Source organism: Kitasatospora sp. NPDC091276 (assembly GCF_040684355.1).
In the GTDB taxonomy this organism is placed as follows: domain Bacteria; phylum Actinomycetota; class Actinomycetes; order Streptomycetales; family Streptomycetaceae; genus Kitasatospora.
Map to the genome: position 1 here is coordinate 1 of NZ_JBFBFU010000061.1, position 18,934 is coordinate 18,934.

Sequence of the window (18,934 nt, forward strand, 5' to 3'; positions counted from 1 at the left end):
TGGAAGTTCTCGCTCTGGCCGGCGAAGTCGACGGCGAAGGAGCGCACCGGGCCGGGGGGGGCGGGCCCCCCGCCCCCCCCCGCGGGGGGCCCCCGCGCCCCCGGGCCGGGGGGGCGCGGCGGCGACTCGTTCACGGCACCATCCAGCCGAGCACCGGGGTGGACTGGAGCCAGGCGAGGAGGCAGAGGACGGCCAGGACGGTCAGGCTCCAGCCGATGATCTTGCGGAGGACCTCGCCCTCCCGCCCGTACGTCCCGACCGCGCTGGCGGCGATGACCAGGTTCTGCATCGCGACGGCCTTGCCCTGGACACCGCCGGTGCTGGTGGTCGCGGCGGCCAGGAGGGGGGACAGTCCGATGTGCTGGGCGGCGGAGACCTGCATCGCACCGAAGAGCGCGTTGGAGGAGGTGTCGGATCCGGTGAGGGCCACGCCGAACCAGCCGGTGAAGCCGGAGAACAGGGCGAAGGCACCGCCGAGGCCCGCCAGCCAGGTGCCGATGGAGACGGCCATCCCGGAGAGGTTCATCAGGTAGGAGAGGGCGAGGACGCAGGCGATGGTCAGGGCCGCCCAGCGGATCTGGTGCAGCGCGTCCAGGTAACAGCGCAGTGCCCGCCGTACCGGCACCCGCAGGATGAGCGCGGTCAGGACGCCGGTGGCGAGGAGCAGGGTCCCGGCCGCGCCGAGCCAGCCGAAGTCGAAGGTGGTGACCGCCACGGGTCGGCCGCTCGGACTGGTCACGTGGAGGCCGGGCCAGGGGAAGGCGACGTCCTGGTCCTTCACGAAGCCGGCGACGGGCCCGCCGTAGGACACCAGGGCGAACAGCGCGGTGATGATCGCGTAGGGGAGGAAGGCCAGCAGGGTGTCCCGGCGGGGGGCGCGCTCCACGCGGGGCCCCGTTTCGGCGGCGGGGCCGTGCCGTCGCGCCCGGATCCTGAGCAGCACGATGACCGAGGCGAGCGAGGTGAGCGAGGCCACCAGGTCGGTGAGTTGGTAGGTGAGGTAGTTCGAGCAGAGGAACTGGCCGACGGCGAAGCCGGTTCCGGCGGCCAGGGCCACCGGCCACACCTCCCGGAGCCCCCGGCGTCCGTCGAGGAGGAGCAGCAGGACGAACGGCACCAGGGCCGCGATGACGGCGGACTGGCGGCCGACCATGGCGCCGAGGTCGGCCCCGGGGAGGGAGGTGACCTTGGCCAGGGTCTGGATCGGGTTGCCCACCGAACCGAAGGCCGCCGGCGCCGTGTTGGCGAAGGCCGCGACGGCGGCGGCCTTCAGGGGGTCCAGTCCCAGGCCGAGCAGGATGAGCGAGGTGACCGCGATGGGGGTGCCGAATCCCGAGAGGGACTCGATCATCGCCCCGAAGCAGAAGGCGATCAGCACGGCCTGGATCCGGACGTCGCCGGAGAGGGACGAGAAGGTCCTTCCGATGACGTCGAAGTGTCCGGAGGCGCGTTGGAGGCGGTTGATCCACACCGCGCCGAGGATGATCCACACGATCGGGAACAGTCCGAAGGCGGCTCCCTCCAGTGCGCCGTCGGCGGCCTGGCCGAGCGGCATGCCGTAGCCGGCGGTGGCGATCAGGAAGGCGGTGGCGAGCCCGGCGAGGGCGGCCCAGTGCGACTTCAGTCGCACCAGGCCGAGCAGGACCAGGAGGACGAGGAGGGGGGTCGCCGCGAGCAGGGCGGCGAGAGCGGGGTGTCCGAGCGGGTCTGGGACTTGGCGATACACGGGTGGGTCTCGCTTTCTCCAGTCGGCGATGACCGCGACGGCGAGAACGCTCGATCCACCCGGGTACGGACGATCGGCGCACGCACGTTTTCGCATCATGGAACCCGAGTTCCATCAGGCGCCAAGCATGGGATGCGCCGATACCGCCGTCAAGGGGGCGGGGTGCGGGCTCAGGATCGGGAGTGCCGATCCTGACGCACCGTCAGGAAGGCGTGGGGGAAGCCGAGTTCGCCGTCACTCGCGCGCTCCGAGTGCGACACCGAGCCGCTTCGCCGCCGCGTTGACCAGGGCTCCGTGCTCCGCCCGCGACTCGTCGGTGGCCCGGCTGGCGGGGACGTTGACGCTGATGCTCGCTACCGGCAGCCCGAGGCCCCCGATGACCGCCGCGGCGACCGCCGAGACGTCGGAGCGCCACTCGCCGCTGTTGGTCGCGTAGCCCCGGCGCCGGACCTCCGCCAACTCGTCCAGCAGTCGCCGTGGTTCGACGATCGTCGCGTCGGTGTACCGGGCCAGCCCCTCGGCGAGATAGCTCTCCAGCGCCTCGGCGGGGCTCGCGGCGAGCACCGCCTTGCCGTTGGCGGAGGCGTGGGCGGGCAGGTCCTGCCCGAGCGGAAGGACGATCCGCACCGGCTGGCTGGTCTCCAGCCGCTCCACCAGGATCACCCGGCCGCCCTCCGGCACGGCCAGGTGGACCGTTTCGCCGGTCTGCCGGCGCAGTTCCTCCATCACCGGCACGGCGGCGTCGCGCAGGCCCAGTTCGCCGGTGGCCTGCCGGCCGACCTGCAGCGCCTTGGCGGTGACCAGCCACCGGGTGGGTGCCCCGCCGGCCTGGCGCAGCCACCCCGCCGTGTGCAGGGTGAGCAGCGCCCGCTGCACGGAGCTCTTCGGTAGGTCCATGGCCCGCGCCAGCTCCGCGACGCCGATCGGCTGGCGCGCGGCGACCTCCTCCAGTACCCGCAGCGCGTTGAGCACGTTCTGCATCCTTGACCCCCTTCGAAGGTGGCGCCTACGCTCCACTATGCCGCTCCACGATACGACGTGCCGTCAGACGGCACAACCCTTAAGGGGGTTCGACGCGTATGTCCTTCCGTACCGGCCGCCACTTCCTCCAGATCCCGGGCCCCACCAACGTCCCCGACGCCGTGCTGCGGGCGATCGCGGCGCCCACGACCGACCACCGGGGGCCCGAGTTCGCGGCACTGACGCTGCGTCTGCTCAAGTCGATCGGGCCGGTGTTCGGCACCTCGGGCCCGGTCGTGATCTACCCCGCCTCGGGGACCGGCGCCTGGGAGGCCGCCCTGGTCAACACCCTCAGCCCCGGTGACCGGGTGCTCTGCTTCGAGACCGGACAGTTCGCCGCGCTCTGGCGGGAGATGGCCCAGGCCCTCGGCCTCCAGGTGGACCTGGTCCCCGGGGACTGGCGCCACGGTGCCGATCCCGAGGTGCTCGCGCAGCGACTCGCCGAGGACGCCGACCGGACGATCAAGGCGGTGTGCGTCGTCCACAACGAGACCTCCACCGGCGTGACCAGCCGGATCGCGGAACTGCGTCGGGCCCTGGACGAGGCGGGCCACCCGGCGCTGCTGCTGGTCGACGCGGTGTCCTCGCTCGGCTGCCTCGACTACCGCCACGACGAGTGGGGCGTCGACGTCTCGGTGTCCGGCTCGCAGAAGGGCCTGATGCTGCCGCCCGGGCTGGGGTTCAACGCGGTCAGCCGCAAGGCGCTGGTCGCCTCGCGCACCGCCGGGCTGCCCAAGTCGTTCTGGAGCTGGGCGCCGGTCATCGAGGCGAACCGGAACGGCGCCTTCCCCTGCACCCCCGCCATCAACCTGCTCTACGGCCTGGACGAGGCCCTGCGGATCCTCGACGCCGAGGGCCACGACAACGTCCACGCCCGGCACGCCCGGCACGCCGCCGCCACCCGGGCCGCCGTCCACGGCTGGGGCCTGGAGGTCCTGTGCGCGGACGAACGCGAGTACTCCGGCTCGCTCACCGCGGTCCTGCTGCCCGAGGGCCACGACGCCGACCGGTTCCGCGAACTCGTCCTGGAGCGCTTCGACATGTCGCTCGGCGCCGGTCTGGGCAGGCTCGCCGGCCGGGTCTTCCGGATCGGCCACCTCGGCCACCTCAACGACCTGACCCTCATCGGCACCCTCGCCGGGGTGCAGCTGGGCCTGGAACTCGCCGGGGTGCCGATCGACCCGGCCGGCCTCGGTGCGGCGCTCGACGTGCTCCGCCGCCCGTGAACGCCCCGGCACCCCCAGACACAGGAGTCAACCGGACATGACAGCGAGCAGTTCCGACGCCTCGACGGCCGGCCGCGGCCCCGAGCGCGCCGCCCGACCCGAGAGCGGCACCCGCCACGGCGACACCCGCGCACTGGAGCACCGGCTCCGCCGCGACCTCGACGGCGAGGTCCGCTTCGACGACTACACCCGGCACCTGTACTCCCGGGACGCGAGCATGTACGCGATCACCCCGGTCGGCGTGGTCCTGCCCCGGCACGCCGACGACGTCCAGGCCGCGGTCGCCGCGGCGGCCGAACACGGCGTACCGCTGGTGCCGCGCGGCGCGGGCACCAGCCTGGCGGGGCAGACCGTGGGGCCCGGGCTGGTCCTGGACCTGTCCCGCCACCTGAACCGCATCGTGGAACTGGACCCCGAGGCCCGCACCGCCCTGGTGGAACCCGGCGTCGTCCAGGCCCAACTGAACCGCGCGGCGGCGCCGTCGGGCCTGGTGTTCGGCCCCGACACCTCCACCGCCAACCGGGCCACCATCGGTGGCATGATCGGCAACAACTCGGGCGGCAGCGGGTCGCTGCGCCACGGGATGACCATCGACCACGTCCGGGAGCTCGACGTCGTGCTCTCCGACGCCAGTCGGGCCCACCTCGCCCCGGTCGACGCGGCGGAGCACCGCCGCCGGGCCGCCCTGCCGACCCTCGAAGGCGCCGTCTACCGCGAACTCCCGCGGATCGTCCGGGCCAACGCCCGGGCCATCGCCGAGGGAACACCGGAGTTCTGGCGCCGCTCCGGCGGGTACCGCCTGGAACGGCTCGTCCGCGAGGGCGCCGAGGGCGCCGAGGGCGCGGTGGACGCCCCCTTCGACCTCGCGAAGTTCGTCGTCGGCTCGGAGGGCACCCTCGTCATCGCCACCAGGGCCCTGGTCGACCTGGTGCCCAGGCCCGCGCACACGGTCATCGCCGTCGGCCACTTCACCTCCGTCGCCGGGGCCGTCGACGCGACCGCGGACGCCCTCGCCTGCGAACCCGCCGCGGTGGAGCTGATGGACCGGACGATCCTCGAACTCTCCCGGCGGAAGATCGAGTACGCCCCGCTCGGCGGCATCCTGGCGGGCGATCCCGGGGCGCTGCTGTTCGTCAGCTTCAGCGGGGACGACGAGGGCGAACTGCGCGGCCGGCTCCAGCGGCTCACCGCCCGGTGGGCCCGGCACGGCCACGGCTACCACACCCTGCACGCGGTGACCGCGAAGCAGCAGGAGGCCCTGCTCAAGGTCCGCTCGGCCGGCCTGGGCCTGCTGATGGCCGCCGGCGAGGGCACCCGCCGCCCGCTCGCCTTCGTCGAGGACACCGCCGTCGACCCGGTCCACCTCGCCGACTACACCCGCCGCTTCCAGGAGGTGCTGGACCGGCACGGCCTGGCGGCCGGCTTCTACGGGCACTGCTCGGTCGGCTGCCTGCACATCCGCCCCTTCGTGGACCTGACCGACCCCGCCCAGGTGACGACCATGCGGGCGGTCGCGGAGGAGATCCGGGACCTGGTCACCGAGTACGGCGGCGTCAACTCCAGCGAGCACGGCGACGGCCTGGCCCGCAGCGAGTTCAACCCGCTGCTCTTCGGGCGGGACCTCTACGAGGCGATGCGCGGTACGAAGCGGCTCTTCGACCCCCGGAACCTCTTCAATCCCGGCAAGATCGTCGACGCCCCCGCCATGACGGACCACCTGCGGGACCGTGCCCTGCCGCCCGCGCCCGAACTGCGCACCCGGCTCGCCTTCGAGGTCCTCGGCGGCATGCGCGGGGCGGCCGACCGGTGCATGAACATCGGGCTGTGCCGCAAGAGCGCCACCGGCACGATGTGCCCCTCCTACATGGCCACCCGGGAGGAGGAGCACTCCACCCGCGGCCGCGCCAACGCCCTGGTGAAGGCGCTCTCCGAGCCGGACCCCCGGCAGGCGCTGGGAGACGAGCGCCTGCACGGGATCCTCGACCTCTGCCTGATGTGCAAGGCGTGCAAGAGCGAGTGCCCGCTCGGCGTCGACATGGCCACGCTCAAGGCCGAGACCCTCTCCCACCACCACGACCTGCACGGGGTGCCGCTCAGATCCCGGGTGTTCGGCGCCATCCGCCTGCTCAACCGGCTCGGCTCGGCCACCGCGCCGCTCTCCAACCTCCCGGGGCGCAGCCGGCTCGTCCGCCGACTGCTGGAACGGAGGTTGGGGATCACCGCTGCCAGGCCGCTGCCGGCCTTCGCGCGGGACAACCTGCTGCGGTGGTTCCGGCAGCACGAGGGCGCGGCCCCGACGGCCCCCCTCGGTGAGGTGACCTTCCTGGCCGACTCCTTCACCACCTACACCGAGCCGGCCATCGGCCGCGCCGCCGTCGAACTGCTGGAACTGGCCGGCTGGCGGGTCCGGCTGGCGGCGCAGGGCTGCTGCGGTCGCGCGAGCCTGTCCAAGGGACTGCTGGACGATGCCAAGCGGCAGTCGGCCGACTTCGCCCGGACCATCGCCGCCACGGCGGCCCCGGACTCACCGGTCACCGGCTGCGAGCCGTCCTGCCTGATGACGCTGCGGGACGAACACCTGGCCCTGCACCCGGACGACCCGGTGGTCAAGGATCTCGCGGGCCGGGTCCGGCAGGTGGAGGAACTGCTCACCGAGGCGATCGACGCCGGACGCCTCCGCCTGAGCCCCGAGGCCTGGCCGGCCGGTCGCCGGCTGCTCTACCACGGCCACTGCCACCAGAAGGCCGAGGTCGGTACGGCCGCCACCATCGCCCTGCTGAACCGGATCCCCGGCGTCGAGGTGGTCGAACTGGACGCCGGCTGCTGCGGGATGGCGGGCTCCTTCGGTTTCGAGAGCGAGCACTACGAGGTGTCCATGACGGTGGGGAACGACCGGCTCTTCCCCGCCGTCAACGCCGAACCCGAGGACACCGTGATCGTCGCCACCGGCGCGTCCTGCCGCCAGCAGATCTTCCACGGGACGGAGCGCCACGCCTGGCACCCCGTCCAACTCGTCCGCGAGGCCCTGCTGACCGGCACCGCCCCCGCCCCGTCCGGCTGAGCGGGGTCCGGGGGCGCGAGGTCCGGGGGCGCGGGGTCCGGGGCGCGGCGGTCCAGGTCGCCTGGGCCGCCGCGCCGGACCGTGCGCGTCAGTTGACGTTGACGCCGCTCCAGGCCGCCGCGACGGCCTTGTACTCGGTGCTGTTGAGGCCGTACAGGTCCTTGGCCGCGCTCAGGGAGGCGGTGCGGGCGCCCTTGTAGGTGGTGGTGGAGGTCATGTAGACGGTCAGCGCGCGGTACCAGATCTTGGCGACCTTCTGGTTGCCGATGCCGGCCACCGTGGAGTTGTTGCAGGTGGGGCTGTTGTAGGTGTAGCCGTTGATGGTCTTGCTGCCGCTGCCCTCGCTGGCCAGGTAGAACCAGTGGTTGCCGACGCCCGAGGAGTTGTGCACGTCGAGCTTGCCGACCGAGCTGCTCCAGCAGTCCGCCGACCGGCCGTCGAGCGAGGGCTTGTCGAAGCGGCGCAGCCACGGCGGGGTGGACTGGTCGCTGAACAGGTAGTCGGGGGTGTCCACCTTGTTGTTGGCGTACCACTCCACCATGGTGCCGAAGATGTCGCTGGTGGACTCGTTGAGGCCGCCGGACTCGCCGCTGTAGCGCAGGTTGGCGGTGGCGCTGGTGACGCCGTGGGTCATCTCGTGGCCCATGGTGTCGAGGTCGACCTGCTCGGGGTCGGTGCTGCCGTCGCCGTCGCCGGTCATCATGCAGAAGCAGCTGTCGGACCACTGGGCGTTGTCCCAGTTGGTACCGACGTGGACGAAGACGGTGGCGCCCTTGCCGTCGTTCTTGATGCCGTTCCGGCCGAAGGTGTTCTTGTAGTAGTCGTACGTCCAGGCGGTGTTGGCGTGGGCGTCGACGGCGGCGGTGGAGCGGTCGGTGGAGAACTTCTTCCCGTCGCCCCAGACGTTGGTGGTGCTGGTGAACGCGGTGCCGGAGCCGGCCTTGAGCGCGCTCGCCGCGACGTTGTTGGCGTCCTTGGTGACGTGGCCGCGGACCGAGTCCTTGAGGGTGTAGCCGCCGCCGCTCTGGGCGGTGGTGTCGATCGTGATGTCGCCGGTGTACTCGGAGTGGCCGGTGCCGGAGGCCTGGTGCTCGGCGTCGTAGGTCTCGATCTGCTCGCCGGTGGTGGCGTCGGTGACGACCACCCTGCCGGCCGGCTGGCCGTGCTCGCCGGTGCCCTCGACGGTGGTGCGCCAGGCGAGCCGGGGCGTGCCGTCGGCGGCCCAGACGACCAGTTCGGGCGTGCTGGTGGCGTCCTGGACGCCGGGGGCGGCCGTGAGCGCGGCGGAGGCGCCGGCCTGCGCGGGCACCTTCGGGACGGTGGATCCGACGGCGGCGTCGTGGGCGGCCGCGCGGGAGGAGTCCTTGAGCCGGCCGCGGGCGTCCTGGTGGACGACCAGGTCACCGCCGACCACCGGCAGGCCCTGGTAGGTGCGGTCGAAGCGGACGTGCTGGGTGCCGTCGGCGTCGAGGACGACGTCCTTGACCACGAGGTCCTGGCCGGCGCCGAAGCCGAACACCCCCGCGTTGTGGGTGACGTTGGCGCGGGCCTGGGATATCGCGGCCTCGCGCATGCCGGGGGCGGCGGAGGCCGTGCCGGTGGGGACGGCGACGGCGACGAGGGCGGCGACGACCGCGATGGCTCCGGCCGCGAGGGGGCGGCGGGAGGAGGAGGTGGGGCTCACTCGGACTCCAGTCGGGGTAGCTGCAGGGAAAAGAGCTGCGACCGACATTGACGGCGATCAGTCAGGTAGAGCTAGAGGAATGGTCATATCTTTGCCAAGTTGTGTCCTGTTCAAATCAAAAGTGAGCAGAAATCAACACCCGTGCCGCATAAGGCCGATCGCGTTCCGACGCATGACGCATGACCTGACGAGGCCCTAGGCTCGCCCCCATGGACGGATGGGTGGGGGCCTGGACCGGCGGCCGGGCGGCTGTCCACGTGGGCAACGTCGCGGACTTCAACGAGCAGTTCTTCGCCTCGGGCATGGACGCCGCCCAGCGCGCCCGACGGCTGCGGCAGGCACACCACTACGCCTGCCTGGCCACCTGCTACAGCCCCGAACCGGCACTGCTGGTGCTGCCCGCCGAGGTCGGCCCGGAGTGGACCGACTGGCTGGCCCGGGAGCTGGAGTGGGGCCCGGTCGAGGTGCACGGCGGCGTCGCGCCGGAGCGGACGGTCGCCCGGGCGCTCGCCGAACGGCCGTCCCTGGCCGCGCGGATCGCCGCCCTCGGCCGGCCGGTGGTCACCTGGGGCCGCACCGCCGCCCAGGGCGAGGGCCCCGAACTGGCCGCGGTGCACCGCTACGAGTCCAAGGCGGCGGCCCACGACCTGTTCGTCGAACTCGCCCCCGACCACCCGGGCGTCGTCGTCCCCCGGCAGGAACGCCCGGGCGGCCGGGGCCGGGCGGCCCGCCGGCTGACCGCCCGCGCCGCCCGGGGGCTGACCACCGTGCTGAAGAGCCCGCACGGCGTCGGCGGCTACGGCACCGTCGTGGTGGAACCGGCCGACCTGTTCGCCGCCGGCGGCGGCCGGGCCCTGCTGCGGCGCCTGGTCCGCTCCGAACTCCTGCCCGCCCAGGGCGGCCTGCTGCTGGAGGAGCACGTCGACCCGGGCCCGGCCGCCCGGCTGCGCGACCTCACCTACGACGCGCTGGTCGGCCCCGACGGAGCCGTGCACCCGGTGGGCGCCGGCGACATGCACGTCGCCGGCACCCGCTACCAGGGCGTCACCGTCGGCCCCGACGCGGTGCCCCGGGGCGCCGCCGGGACGGCCCGCCGGTTCGCCCTCGCGGTGGGGGAGCGGCTGGCCGCCGAGGGCTACCGAGGCTGGTACGACGTGGACTTCGTCACCGACCGGCGGCGCCGGCTCGCCCCCACCGAGATCAACCTGCGGCTCACCGGCCCGGCCGTGGCCTTCATGCTGCGGGCCCGCCTCGACCAGGTGCGGGGCCCTGGCCACCTCGTCCGCACCCTGGACGCGATGCCGCTCGGCGCCCGGCTCGCCCCGGGCGCGCTGCACGACCACCTCGACCGGCTGCGGCCGCGCTGCGCCCGGCTCGACGTCACCCTCCTGCCGCTGATCCCGACGGCGGGCCACGACCCGGAGCCCGCCGTCGGCCTCGCTCTCGCCGGGCCGAGCACCGAGGCGCTGGACGCCGCGCAGGCGCTGCTCACGGCCGCGCACCACGGGCTGGCCGGGATGTTCGAGGCGCTGCGCTGACCGGCCGTCAGCGCAGGTCGTCAGCGCAAGTCGTCACCGCCGAGCGGCCGTCACCGCCGGCGGTCCAGGGTGAGGTTGCGCGGGGCGACCACCAGGGTGGCGCCGGAGCCCAGCGCGCGGACCCAGTCGGCGGTGAAGACGTCGAACTCCAGGCTCGACGTCTGCAGGATCCGGTCCGCCGGGGACAGCCCGTACACCTCGTGCCGACCCCGGTACGCGGACAGCAGGTTGCGGTGCTCGACCAGGGCCCCGGTGGGCAGGCCGGTGGAGCCCGAGGTGTAGAGGACGCAGGCGAGGTCCGTCGGGCCGGTGGGCGCCCCCGGTGGGTCGGACGGCTCTTCGGTGAGGTCGGCCGTGTCCAGGCAGACGATCCGCGCCGGGCCCGCGTCGGCGAGCCGCACCCGGTGGCTCTCCTCGGTCACCACCAGGTCCGGGGCGGCGTCGGGCAGGACGTGCCGCAGCAGCGCGTCCGGCGCGCTCGGCTCCAGCGGCACGTACGCGGCGCCCGCCTTCAGCACCGCGAGCAGCGCGACGTACACCTGCGTGCCGCGGCCCAGGGCCACCGCCGCCCGGCCGCCGGGGGCCAGGCCGCGCGCCGCCAGGTGGCGGGCCAGGGCGTCGGCCCGCGCGTCCAGTTCCCCGTACGTCAGCTCGGCATCACCGCAGCGGACGGCCACCGCCTGTGGTGCCTGCCCGGCCCGCAGTTCGACCAGCCCGTGCAGCGTGTCGGCCGCCCGGTCCTCGGTCGCTCCCCCGTCGGTCGGCATCGGCGCTCCCCTCGTCCCCTCCGAATGCCCAGATCACCCTCCCAACTCCCGCAGGGCGACAGGGTTCTGGAGCGTCCACTCCTCGGACGGCCCGGACCCGCGTGCGGCGACGGTTGTACTCTGCACGCAGACGGTCGGCGCCGGCCCGTCCGGTACGGCGCCTCGCCCGCGCCCTGCCCGGCGCCGCACCTCGGAGGTCCGCCCCCATGAGCTCGTCCGTCCCGTCCTTCGACGGCCCGCTGCTGCGCACCCAGGACGTGGACGTCGTACGCGACGGCCGCCACCTGCTGCGCGGGATCACCCTCGCCATCGAGCCGGGCGAGCACTGGGCGCTGCTCGGCCCCAACGGCGCCGGGAAGTCGACCCTGCTCGCCCTGCTCGGCGCGGTCTCCCACCCCACCCGGGGCGAGGTGGACGTGCTCGGCCGCCGGCTCGGCCGGGTGGACATCCGCGAGCTGCGCGCCCACCTCGGGCACGTCAACCCCCGGCACCCGCTGCGCTCGCCGCTGAGCGTGCGCGAGGTGGTGCTCACCGGGCACACCAACACCATCGAGCCGGAGTTGCACCGCAAGCCGGGCCCCGAGGTGCTGGAGCGGGCCGAGCAGCTGATCGAGACGCTCGGCATGGGCGCGATCGCCGAGTCGGCGTGGACCACCCTGTCCCAGGGCGAGCGCGGCCGGGCCCTGATCGCCCGCGCGCTGATGCCGAGCCCCCGCCTGCTGCTGCTCGACGAGCCCGCCACCGGGCTGGACCTGACCGCCCGCGAGCTGCTGCTGGACAGTCTGGACCTGCTGCGCCACCAGCACCCGGAGCTGGCCAGTGTGCTGGTCACCCACCACCTGGAGGAGCTGCCGGAGAGCACCACCCACGCCCTGCTGCTGCGGGACGGGGAGTGCGTGGCGGCCGGGCCGGTGGACGAGGTGATGACCACCGAGCTGATCAGCGTGACCTTCGGCCACCCGATCCGGATCAGCCGGCACGAGGGCCGGTGGACGGCCCGGGCGGCCGCGCGGCGTACGCCGGGGCGCTGACGGGTCCCGGTCGGGGCGTGGGCAGGCGGGGCGGGCTGGGCGGTCGGCCCGCTTCCGACGGGGGCGGGTATGGACGTAAAAAAGTTTTTACGTAAGGTATGCCTTAGCTAAGGCGGGGTTGTCGCTGGTTCGACGCCCCCACCGGTGCTCAGCCCTGCCCCGCCCTGGCACACCCATGCCCTTTTCCGTTGGAGCCCGCATGTCCGCCCGTCGCCGTTCCACCGCAGCCGCGCTGCTCACCCTCGCCGTGGCGACCGCCACCCTGGCGGGCTGTGCGGCGAAGAAGGACGACAAGGCGGGCGGCGCGGACGCGGTCAAGATCAACGCGACCGACACCGCCTGCGAGGTCTCCAAGACCAGCTTCCCGGCCGGCCACGTCGTCCTGGACATCAGCAACAAGGGCGCCAAGACCACCGAGGTCTACGTCTACGGCGCCGGCGACAAGATCGTCACCGAGCGCGAGAACATCGGCCCCGGCACCAAGGCCACCATCAACGCCGAGATCAAGGCCGGCTCCTACGAGATCGCCTGCAAGCCCGGCATGGTCGGCGACGGCATCCGCCAGAAGATCACCGTGACCGGCGAGGGCGCCAGTGCCGCCGCCGCCGACCCGCGCCTGACCGCCGCCGTCGACGCGTACCGCACGTACGCCCAGCAGCAGGCCGACGCCACCATCCCGGCCGTCGAGGCCTTCGCCGCCGCGATCAAGGCCGGCGACGTGGAGAAGGCCAAGTCGCTGTACGCGCCGTCGCGCACCGGCTGGGAGCGCACCGAGCCGGTCGCCGAGAGCTTCGGCGACGTCGACCCCAAGACCGACACCCGCGAGGACAAGCTGGAGGCCGGCCAGGAGTGGACCGGCTGGCACAAGCTGGAGAAGTCGCTCTGGGCCGACGCCAAGATCGGCGACGACGAGAAGAAGCTCGCCGACCAGCTGGTCAACGACCTCAAGGACTGGCAGAAGAAGATCCCCGAGGCCGAGATCACCGCGACCAGCATGGCCAACGGCGCCAAGGAGCTGCTGGACGAGGTCGCCACCAACAAGATCACCGGCGAGGAGGACCGCTACAGCCACACCGACCTGGCCGACTTCCAGGCCAACGTCGAGGGCGCGCAGAAGGCCTACGAGCTGTTGAAGCCGGTCGCCGCCGAGAAGGACCCGGAGCTGGCCAAGACCCTGGACTCCGAGTTCACCGCGATCCAGGCCCTGCTCGCCAAGTACAAGCAGGCCGACGGCACCTTCACCTCCTACGACAAGGTCACCGAGGCCGAGCGCAAGACCTTCTCCGACGCGGTCAACTCGCTGGGCGAGCCGCTGTCGAAGCTGGCCGCCGCCGTGGTCGTCAAGTAACGACCGCGGTCCCACCCGAGCACCGTCCCCACCCCACCGACGCCGTGGCGGCCCGAAGCGGCCGCCACGGCATCGGCGAGTCAGCACAGAGAAGGATCCGCCCGCCGATGGACGCCGAGAACGCCGAGAACGCCAAGGGCACCGAGAACCCCGCGGACCCCGAGGGCACCGCGAACGCCCCGGCCGCCGCCGGTGGCGCCGTCAGCCGACGGGCCGTGATCGGCTGGGCCGGCGCGGGCGTCGCGCTCGGCGCCGCCGCCGTCGGCTCGGTCGCCGCCGCCACCCGGCAGGACGACCCCGCCCCGGCGGCGGCCGCCCAGACCGGCGCCGAGGTGCCCTTCTACGGCGAGAACCAGTCCGGCATCGCCACCCCGGTCCAGGACCGCCTGCACTTCGCCGCCTTCGACGTCTCCGAGAAGGCGACCCGCGAGTCGCTGGTCAAGATGCTCAAGGAGTGGACCAAGGCCGCCGCCGCGATGACCGGCGGCCGCGAGGTCGGCACCGGCGCCGCCGACGGCCTGCCCGAGGCGCCGCCGGACGACACCGGCGAGGCCCTCGGCCTGCCCGCCTCCCGGCTCACCCTCACCATCGGCTTCGGCCCCACCCTGTTCGACCAGGACGGCGTCGACCGCTTCGGCCTCCGCGCCAAGCGCCCCGAGGCCCTGATCGACCTGCCGAACTTCAAGGGCGACAAGCTCGACCCGCTGCGCAGCGGCGGCGACCTCTGCGTCCAGGCCTGCGCCGACGACCCGCAGGTCGCCGTGCACGCGATCCGCAACCTGGCCCGGATCGGCATGGGCACCGTGAACATCCGCTGGTCCCAGCTCGGCTTCGGCAAGACCTCCTCCACCACCCCGGACGCCCAGACCCCGCGCAACCTGCTCGGCTTCAAGGACGGCACCCACAACATCGCGGGCACCGACGGCGCCGGGCTGGCCGAGCACGTCTGGGCCGCCCCCGGCGACGGCCCCGAGTGGATGACCGGCGGCTCCTACCTGGTCGCCCGGCGGATCCGGATGCACATCGAGACCTGGGACCGCGCCTCGCTCAAGGACCAGGAGGACACCTTCGGCCGCACCAAGGGCGAGGGCGCCCCCTACGGCAAGGCCAAGGAGCACGACGCGCCGGACCTCAAGGCGATGCCCGCCGGCTCGCACGTCGCCCTGGCCCACCCGGACGCCAACAACGGCCTGATGATCCTGCGCCGCGGCTTCTCCTTCACCGACGGCACCGACGGCCTCGGCCGCCTGGACGCCGGCCTGTTCTTCCTCGCCTACCAGCGCGACACCCGCAAGGCCTTCGTGCCGCTCCAGCAGCGGCTCGCGGCCGGCGACAAGCTCAACGAGTACATCCAGCACGTCGGTTCCGCCCACTTCGCCTGCCCGGCGGGCGTCCGCAAGCCCGGGGAGTGGTGGGGCCAAGCGCTCTTCGGCTGATCCCCCGCCCCGTTCAACCCCCCGAGGAGAGTGCCGTGTTCGGCAACTACCTGATCGGCCTGCGCGAAGGCCTCGAAGCCAGCTTGGTCGTCTGCATCCTGATCGCCTACCTGGTCAAGACCGGCCGCAGGGACAAGCTGCCGCCGGTGTGGATCGGCGTCGCATCCGCCGTGGTGCTCAGCATGGCCTTCGGCGCCGTGCTGCAGTTCGGCTCCTCGCAGCTCACCTTCGAGGCCCAGGAGGCGCTGGGCGGCTCGCTGTCGATCATCTCGGTCGGGCTGGTCACCTGGATGGTGTTCTGGATGCGCCGCACCGCCCGGCACCTGAAGACCGAACTGCACGGCAAGCTGGACGCGGCCATCGCCATGGGCACCACGGCCCTGGTGGTCACCTGCTTCCTGGCGGTCGGCCGCGAGGGCCTGGAGACCGCGCTGTTCATCTGGTCGGCGGTGCAGGCCACCAACGACGGCTACAACCCGCTGATCGGCGCCGCCCTCGGCCTGCTCACCTCGGTGGTGCTCGGCTGGCTGTTCTACCGCGGCGCGCTGAAGATCAACCTGGCCAAGTTCTTCACCTGGACCGGCGCGATGCTGGTGGTCGTCGCGGCCGGCGTGCTCGCCTACGGCGTGCACGACCTCCAGGAGGCCGGCTGGCTGCCGGGCCTGCACAGCGTGGCCTTCGACATCAGCAGCACCATTCCCAAGGACAGCTGGTACGGCACCCTGCTCAAGGGCGTGTTCAACTTCCAGCCGGACCCGACCGTGCTGCAGCTCGTGGTCTGGCTGCTCTACCTGGTGCCGACCCTCGCCGTGTTCTTCGGCCTGTTCGGCGGCAAGGCGAAGCCCGTCGCCGCCAAGCCGGCCGCCTGACCCCTCCGTTCGGCGAACCGCCCCGCCCCGTCCGGCACCCCGCCGGGCGGGGCGGTGTCGTGTGCGGCGCTATGTCCCGTACGGGCAACGCGGCGCTATATCCCGTACACGCAGAGGAAGACGATGAAGGCGACCAGCCCGACGGCCGCGGCGATCCACGGGCCCGGCGCGAACTCCTGTCGGACGTACCCGGCGTCGTGCGTCTGCGACAGGTGCTGGGAGGCCTTCGCCTGCGCGCCGAACGTCGCCGACCTGCGGTAGCCGCAGCTCTCGCAGACCACGCGCCGGGTGTTGTTCCGCCCCGAGACGACCTTCACCGCGTGCTGGTGCCCGTGCGGGTCCTCGCCCGTGAACCGGCTGGTCTCCATGCCTTGGCCCCCTTCGCCTCGCCCCTGTGCGCGCGAGCATCCTTGCACGCACCACCGACAGCCGTACCCCGGTGGGGCCGGGATACGCCGGAGCCCCGGACGGTCCTCGACCGTCCGGGGCTCCGGCGCGCTTGCGGGGGGCGTCTACTCGCTCTTGATCGCGCCCAGGATGTCCATCCGGGCGGCCCGGTGGGCCGGCCAGAGGGCGGCCAGCAGGCCGATCACCGCGGCCGCGACCAGGAAGCCGACGATCTGCAGCGGCGGCACCACGGTGGTCATGTTCTTGAACGAGTCCGCCATCGTGCGGTTGCCCGCCCAGGCCACCAGGATCCCGAGCCCGATCCCGACCGCGCCGCCGAACAGCGCGATCAGCAGCGACTCCAGCCGGACCATCCGGCGGATGCCGATCCGGTCCAGGCCGATCGCCCGCAGCATGCCGATCTCCCGGCGCCGCTCGAACACCGACATCGCCATGGTGTTGACCACGCCGAGCACCGCGATCACCACGGACATCCCGAGCAGCCCGTACATCATGTTCAGCATGTCGGTGACCAGCTTGCGGCTCTCCGCCTTGATGTCCTTCTCGCCCTTGACCGCGATCAGCGGGTTGCCGCCGGTCGCGTCGCGCAGCGCCTGCTTCAGCTTCTCGTCCGCGCCGTGGACGCCCTTCACCAGGACCTTGTCCGGGCCGGTGCCGGGCAGCGCGTGCGGGCCCACCACGTTGTCCGGGGCGACGATGCCGGCCAGTGCGGTGTTGGCCTCCAGCACGGCGCCGACGGTGAGCGAGCCCTTGGTCTTGTCCGGGTAGGTGACCGCGACGGCGTCGCCGACCTTGTAGCCGTTGCGCTCGGCGGTGCCCGAGCTGACCATCAGCCGGCCCTGCTTGAGGGCGTCCGCCGAACCGTCCTTGACCTTGATGGTGGCCAGCTGGTCGATGGTCGCGGCGTCGACGGCCGTCAGCCACTCGCGGTCGGACTCTCCCCGGCCGGTCTCCACCGGGACGCTGCGCGTCACGCTCATCGCGCTGACGCCGGGTGCCTTGGCGATCTGGCCGGCGACGTCGGGGGAGAGCATCGAGCCGTTCTGCATGGCGACCGTGAAGTCGGCCTTGAGGTCGTTCGCGGTCGCCGCGTCGACGGCCTTGTTCACCGAGGCGCCGACCACGGTCAGCGCGGTGATCAGGGTGACGCCGATGGTCAGCGCCGAGGCGGTGGCCGCCGTCCGGCGCGGGTTGCGGATCGCGTTCTCCTGGGCCAGCTTGCCCGGCGTGCCGTAGAGCTTGCGCAGCAGCGGGGCGAACAGCGCGATCAGCGGCCGGGCCAGCAGCGGGGTCAGCACGAACACGCCGATCAGCAGGACGCCCGCGCCGAGGCCGACCAGCTTGACCTCCTTGCCGCCCGCACCGGCGGCCAGGGCGCCCGCACCGGCCAGCGTGAACAGCAGGCCGATCGTGTTGCGGATCCGCAGGCTCTTCTGGGTGGCCGGCTGTTCGACCGAGCTCATCGCGGCCACCGGCGCGATCCGGGAGGCCCGGCGGGCGGGCAGCCAGGCCGCCAGCACGGTCACCAGGACACCGACGCCGATCGAGGCGATCACCGTGGAGGGGCTGACCACCAGCGGGCCGTCCGGGAGGTTGGCGTCCACCGGGCCGTTCAGCAGCGCCTGGAGCCCGGCGGCGATGCCGACGCCGGCGAGCAGACCGGCCACCGAGGCGGTCAGGCCGACGAGCAGCGCCTCGACCAGCACCGAGCGGGTGATCTGCTTGCGGCTGGCACCGACGGCGCGCAGCAGCGCGAGTTCCTTGGTGCGCTGGGCGACCAGCATGGTGAAGGTGTTGGCGATGATGAAGATCCCGACGAACAGCGCGATGGCCGCGAAGCCCATCAGGAAGGTGCTCAGGACCCTGGTGCCCTGGGCGATCATCCGGTCCTGCTCTTCGGCGAGCGCGCGTCCGGTCTTGGCCTCGATCGAGTCGTCCTGCGGGACGGCCTGCTTGACGGCGGCGAGGAGCGCGGTGTCGTCCGCGCCCGGCTTGCCCTTGACGTCGAGCTCGGCGAAGCGGCCCGGGTTGAGGTAGAGCTGCTGGGCGGTGGCGGTGTCGAAGGCGGCGAGCGAGCCGCCGGCCAGCACGCGCGGGTCGTTGGTGTGCAGGGTGCCGGTGAGCTTGAGCTCCATCACCGGGCCGTTGACGGCCACCCGGACGGTGTCGCCGACCTTGTAGCCGCCCTTCTCGGCGGTCTTGGCGTCCAGCGCGATCTCACCCGAGGTGCGCGGGCCGCGCCCGTCGACCAGCGGGTAGCGCGGGTCGGTGCCGTCGGCGCCCGGCACGTAGTTGGTGCCGGTGGTGGAGAAGCCGTCGCCGATCAGCGCGCCCTTCTTGTCGGCGATGCCGGCGAAGCCGCTGACCACGCCGCGCGCCTCGGCGGCGCCGGGCAGCGCCGCGACCGCCTTGCGGGTGTCCTCGGTGAGGGCCGCGCCGGAGGAGGTCCGGCCGGTGTGGTCGTAGCCCCGGCCGACGGCGTCGCGGTCGCTGACCGTGACGGCGATGTCGGTGTAGCTCTTGGAGCTCTGGGTCCTGAGCGCGTTGCCGAGGGTGTCGGTGAAGACGAGCGCGCCGGAGACGAAGGCGGTGCCGAGCAGCACGGCGAGCATCGTCATGAGCAGTCGGCCCTTGTGGGCCAGCACGTTGCGCAAAGCGGTGCGGTACATGAGGGGGTGTCAGTCCTGGGGTTCTCGAAGGTCGGGGGCGCCGGGGCCAGCGGGACGCTCTAGCTGGTGCGGCCCTTGGCGTCGAAGCGGCGCATGCGGTCCAGGACGGTGTCGGCGGTGGGGTGGTGGAGTTCGTCGACGATGCGGCCGT

At 73.0% G+C, this 18,934-nt stretch carries 13 protein-coding genes and 1 pseudogene; 7 read left to right on the forward strand and 7 right to left on the reverse strand.

The genetic code is table 11. The features are described 5' to 3' along the window. Window positions 1-130: 130 nt before the first annotated feature. Together AB0O19_RS37550 and AB0O19_RS37555 are read right to left on the reverse strand one after the other, a co-directional pair. Window positions 131-1,726 (reverse strand): L-lactate permease, encoded by a 1,596-nt coding sequence (locus AB0O19_RS37550; protein ID WP_363626157.1) that lies wholly within the window; start codon window positions 1,724-1,726, stop codon window positions 131-133. A 234-nt stretch (window positions 1,727-1,960) separates the two neighbouring features. Further along, complete coding sequence (locus AB0O19_RS37555; RefSeq protein ID WP_363626159.1) at window positions 1,961-2,707, reverse strand: IclR family transcriptional regulator; 747 nt, start codon at window positions 2,705-2,707, stop codon at window positions 1,961-1,963. A 98-nt stretch (window positions 2,708-2,805) separates the two neighbouring features. Between AB0O19_RS37555 and AB0O19_RS37560 the strand changes: the two genes are divergently transcribed. Both AB0O19_RS37560 and AB0O19_RS37565 read left to right on the forward strand, forming a co-directional pair. Further along, on the forward strand, window positions 2,806-3,972 hold the full coding sequence (locus AB0O19_RS37560) for an aminotransferase class V-fold PLP-dependent enzyme (protein ID WP_363626161.1): 1,167 nt from the start codon (window positions 2,806-2,808) through the stop codon (window positions 3,970-3,972). A gap of 37 nt (window positions 3,973-4,009) precedes the next feature. Beyond that, the gene (locus AB0O19_RS37565; RefSeq protein WP_363626163.1) at window positions 4,010-7,033 is read left to right on the forward strand and encodes an FAD-linked oxidase C-terminal domain-containing protein; all 3,024 of its coding nucleotides are present in this window, start codon (window positions 4,010-4,012) and stop codon (window positions 7,031-7,033) included. Between the two features lie 88 nt (window positions 7,034-7,121). On the opposite strand, the gene AB0O19_RS37570 is transcribed toward AB0O19_RS37565, so the two are convergent. After that, window positions 7,122-8,717, reverse strand: a complete 1,596-nt coding sequence (locus AB0O19_RS37570) for a M4 family metallopeptidase (RefSeq protein WP_363626166.1) — start codon at window positions 8,715-8,717, stop codon at window positions 7,122-7,124. A gap of 209 nt (window positions 8,718-8,926) precedes the next feature. Between AB0O19_RS37570 and AB0O19_RS37575 the strand changes: the two genes are divergently transcribed. Beyond that, entirely contained in the window at window positions 8,927-10,255 is a 1,329-nt protein-coding gene (locus tag AB0O19_RS37575; RefSeq protein WP_363626169.1) for a hypothetical protein, read from the forward strand. Window positions 10,256-10,305: 50 nt separating this feature from the next. On the opposite strand, the gene AB0O19_RS37580 is transcribed toward AB0O19_RS37575, so the two are convergent. Beyond that, window positions 10,306-11,022, reverse strand: a complete 717-nt coding sequence (locus AB0O19_RS37580; RefSeq protein ID WP_363626171.1) for an AMP-binding protein — start codon at window positions 11,020-11,022, stop codon at window positions 10,306-10,308. Window positions 11,023-11,228: 206 nt separating this feature from the next. Here AB0O19_RS37580 and AB0O19_RS37585 point away from each other — a divergent pair, with 206 nt between their 5' ends. The 4 genes from AB0O19_RS37585 to efeU all read left to right on the forward strand — a co-directional run bounded on the left by AB0O19_RS37585 (window position 11,229) and on the right by efeU (window position 15,706). Beyond that, complete coding sequence (locus tag AB0O19_RS37585; protein WP_363589514.1) at window positions 11,229-12,053, forward strand: ATP-binding cassette domain-containing protein; 825 nt, start codon at window positions 11,229-11,231, stop codon at window positions 12,051-12,053. 199 nt (window positions 12,054-12,252) lie between these two features. Then, a complete protein-coding gene (efeO, locus tag AB0O19_RS37590; RefSeq protein WP_363626173.1) occupies window positions 12,253-13,401 on the forward strand; it encodes an iron uptake system protein EfeO in 1,149 nt (382 codons plus the stop codon). Between the two features lie 107 nt (window positions 13,402-13,508). Then, window positions 13,509-14,837 carry an iron uptake transporter deferrochelatase/peroxidase subunit gene (efeB, locus tag AB0O19_RS37595; RefSeq protein ID WP_363626174.1) on the forward strand — a complete coding sequence of 443 codons (1,329 nt, stop codon included), beginning with the start codon at window positions 13,509-13,511 and terminating at the stop codon, window positions 14,835-14,837. Window positions 14,838-14,872: 35 nt separating this feature from the next. Next, window positions 14,873-15,706: an iron uptake transporter permease EfeU gene (efeU, locus tag AB0O19_RS37600; protein ID WP_363589520.1), complete on the forward strand. Its 834-nt coding sequence runs from the start codon at window positions 14,873-14,875 to the stop codon at window positions 15,704-15,706. 95 nt (window positions 15,707-15,801) lie between these two features. On the opposite strand, the gene AB0O19_RS37605 is transcribed toward efeU, so the two are convergent. The 3 genes and pseudogenes from AB0O19_RS37605 to AB0O19_RS37615 all read right to left on the reverse strand — a co-directional run. Next, window positions 15,802-16,074 (reverse strand): hypothetical protein, encoded by a 273-nt coding sequence (locus AB0O19_RS37605; protein WP_363589522.1) that lies wholly within the window; start codon window positions 16,072-16,074, stop codon window positions 15,802-15,804. A gap of 144 nt (window positions 16,075-16,218) precedes the next feature. Continuing rightward, window positions 16,219-18,783: an ABC transporter permease gene (locus tag AB0O19_RS37610; RefSeq protein WP_363626176.1), complete on the reverse strand. Its 2,565-nt coding sequence runs from the start codon at window positions 18,781-18,783 to the stop codon at window positions 16,219-16,221. Window positions 18,784-18,842: 59 nt separating this feature from the next. Continuing rightward, window positions 18,843-18,934: pseudogene (locus AB0O19_RS37615) on the reverse strand (ABC transporter ATP-binding protein); the annotation flags it as partial.

What these genes read in the sequence shown, in the direction of transcription:
- AB0O19_RS37560 (WP_363626161.1), top strand. Translation starts at nt 2,806, where the DNA reads ATGTCCTTCCGTACCGGCCGCCACTTCCTCCAGATCCCGGGCCCCACC.
- AB0O19_RS37575 (WP_363626169.1), top strand. Translation starts at nt 8,927, where the DNA reads ATGGACGGATGGGTGGGGGCCTGGACCGGCGGCCGGGCGGCTGTCCAC.
- AB0O19_RS37565 (WP_363626163.1), top strand. Translation starts at nt 4,010, where the DNA reads ATGACAGCGAGCAGTTCCGACGCCTCGACGGCCGGCCGCGGCCCCGAG.
- AB0O19_RS37605 (WP_363589522.1), bottom strand. Translation starts at nt 16,074, where the DNA reads ATGGAGACCAGCCGGTTCACGGGCGAGGACCCGCACGGGCACCAGCAC.
- AB0O19_RS37585 (WP_363589514.1), top strand. Translation starts at nt 11,229, where the DNA reads ATGAGCTCGTCCGTCCCGTCCTTCGACGGCCCGCTGCTGCGCACCCAG.
- AB0O19_RS37555 (WP_363626159.1), bottom strand. Translation starts at nt 2,707, where the DNA reads ATGCAGAACGTGCTCAACGCGCTGCGGGTACTGGAGGAGGTCGCCGCG.
- efeO (WP_363626173.1), top strand. Translation starts at nt 12,253, where the DNA reads ATGTCCGCCCGTCGCCGTTCCACCGCAGCCGCGCTGCTCACCCTCGCC.
- AB0O19_RS37610 (WP_363626176.1), bottom strand. Translation starts at nt 18,783, where the DNA reads ATGTACCGCACCGCTTTGCGCAACGTGCTGGCCCACAAGGGCCGACTG.
- AB0O19_RS37580 (WP_363626171.1), bottom strand. Translation starts at nt 11,022, where the DNA reads ATGCCGACCGACGGGGGAGCGACCGAGGACCGGGCGGCCGACACGCTG.
- efeB (WP_363626174.1), top strand. Translation starts at nt 13,509, where the DNA reads ATGGACGCCGAGAACGCCGAGAACGCCAAGGGCACCGAGAACCCCGCG.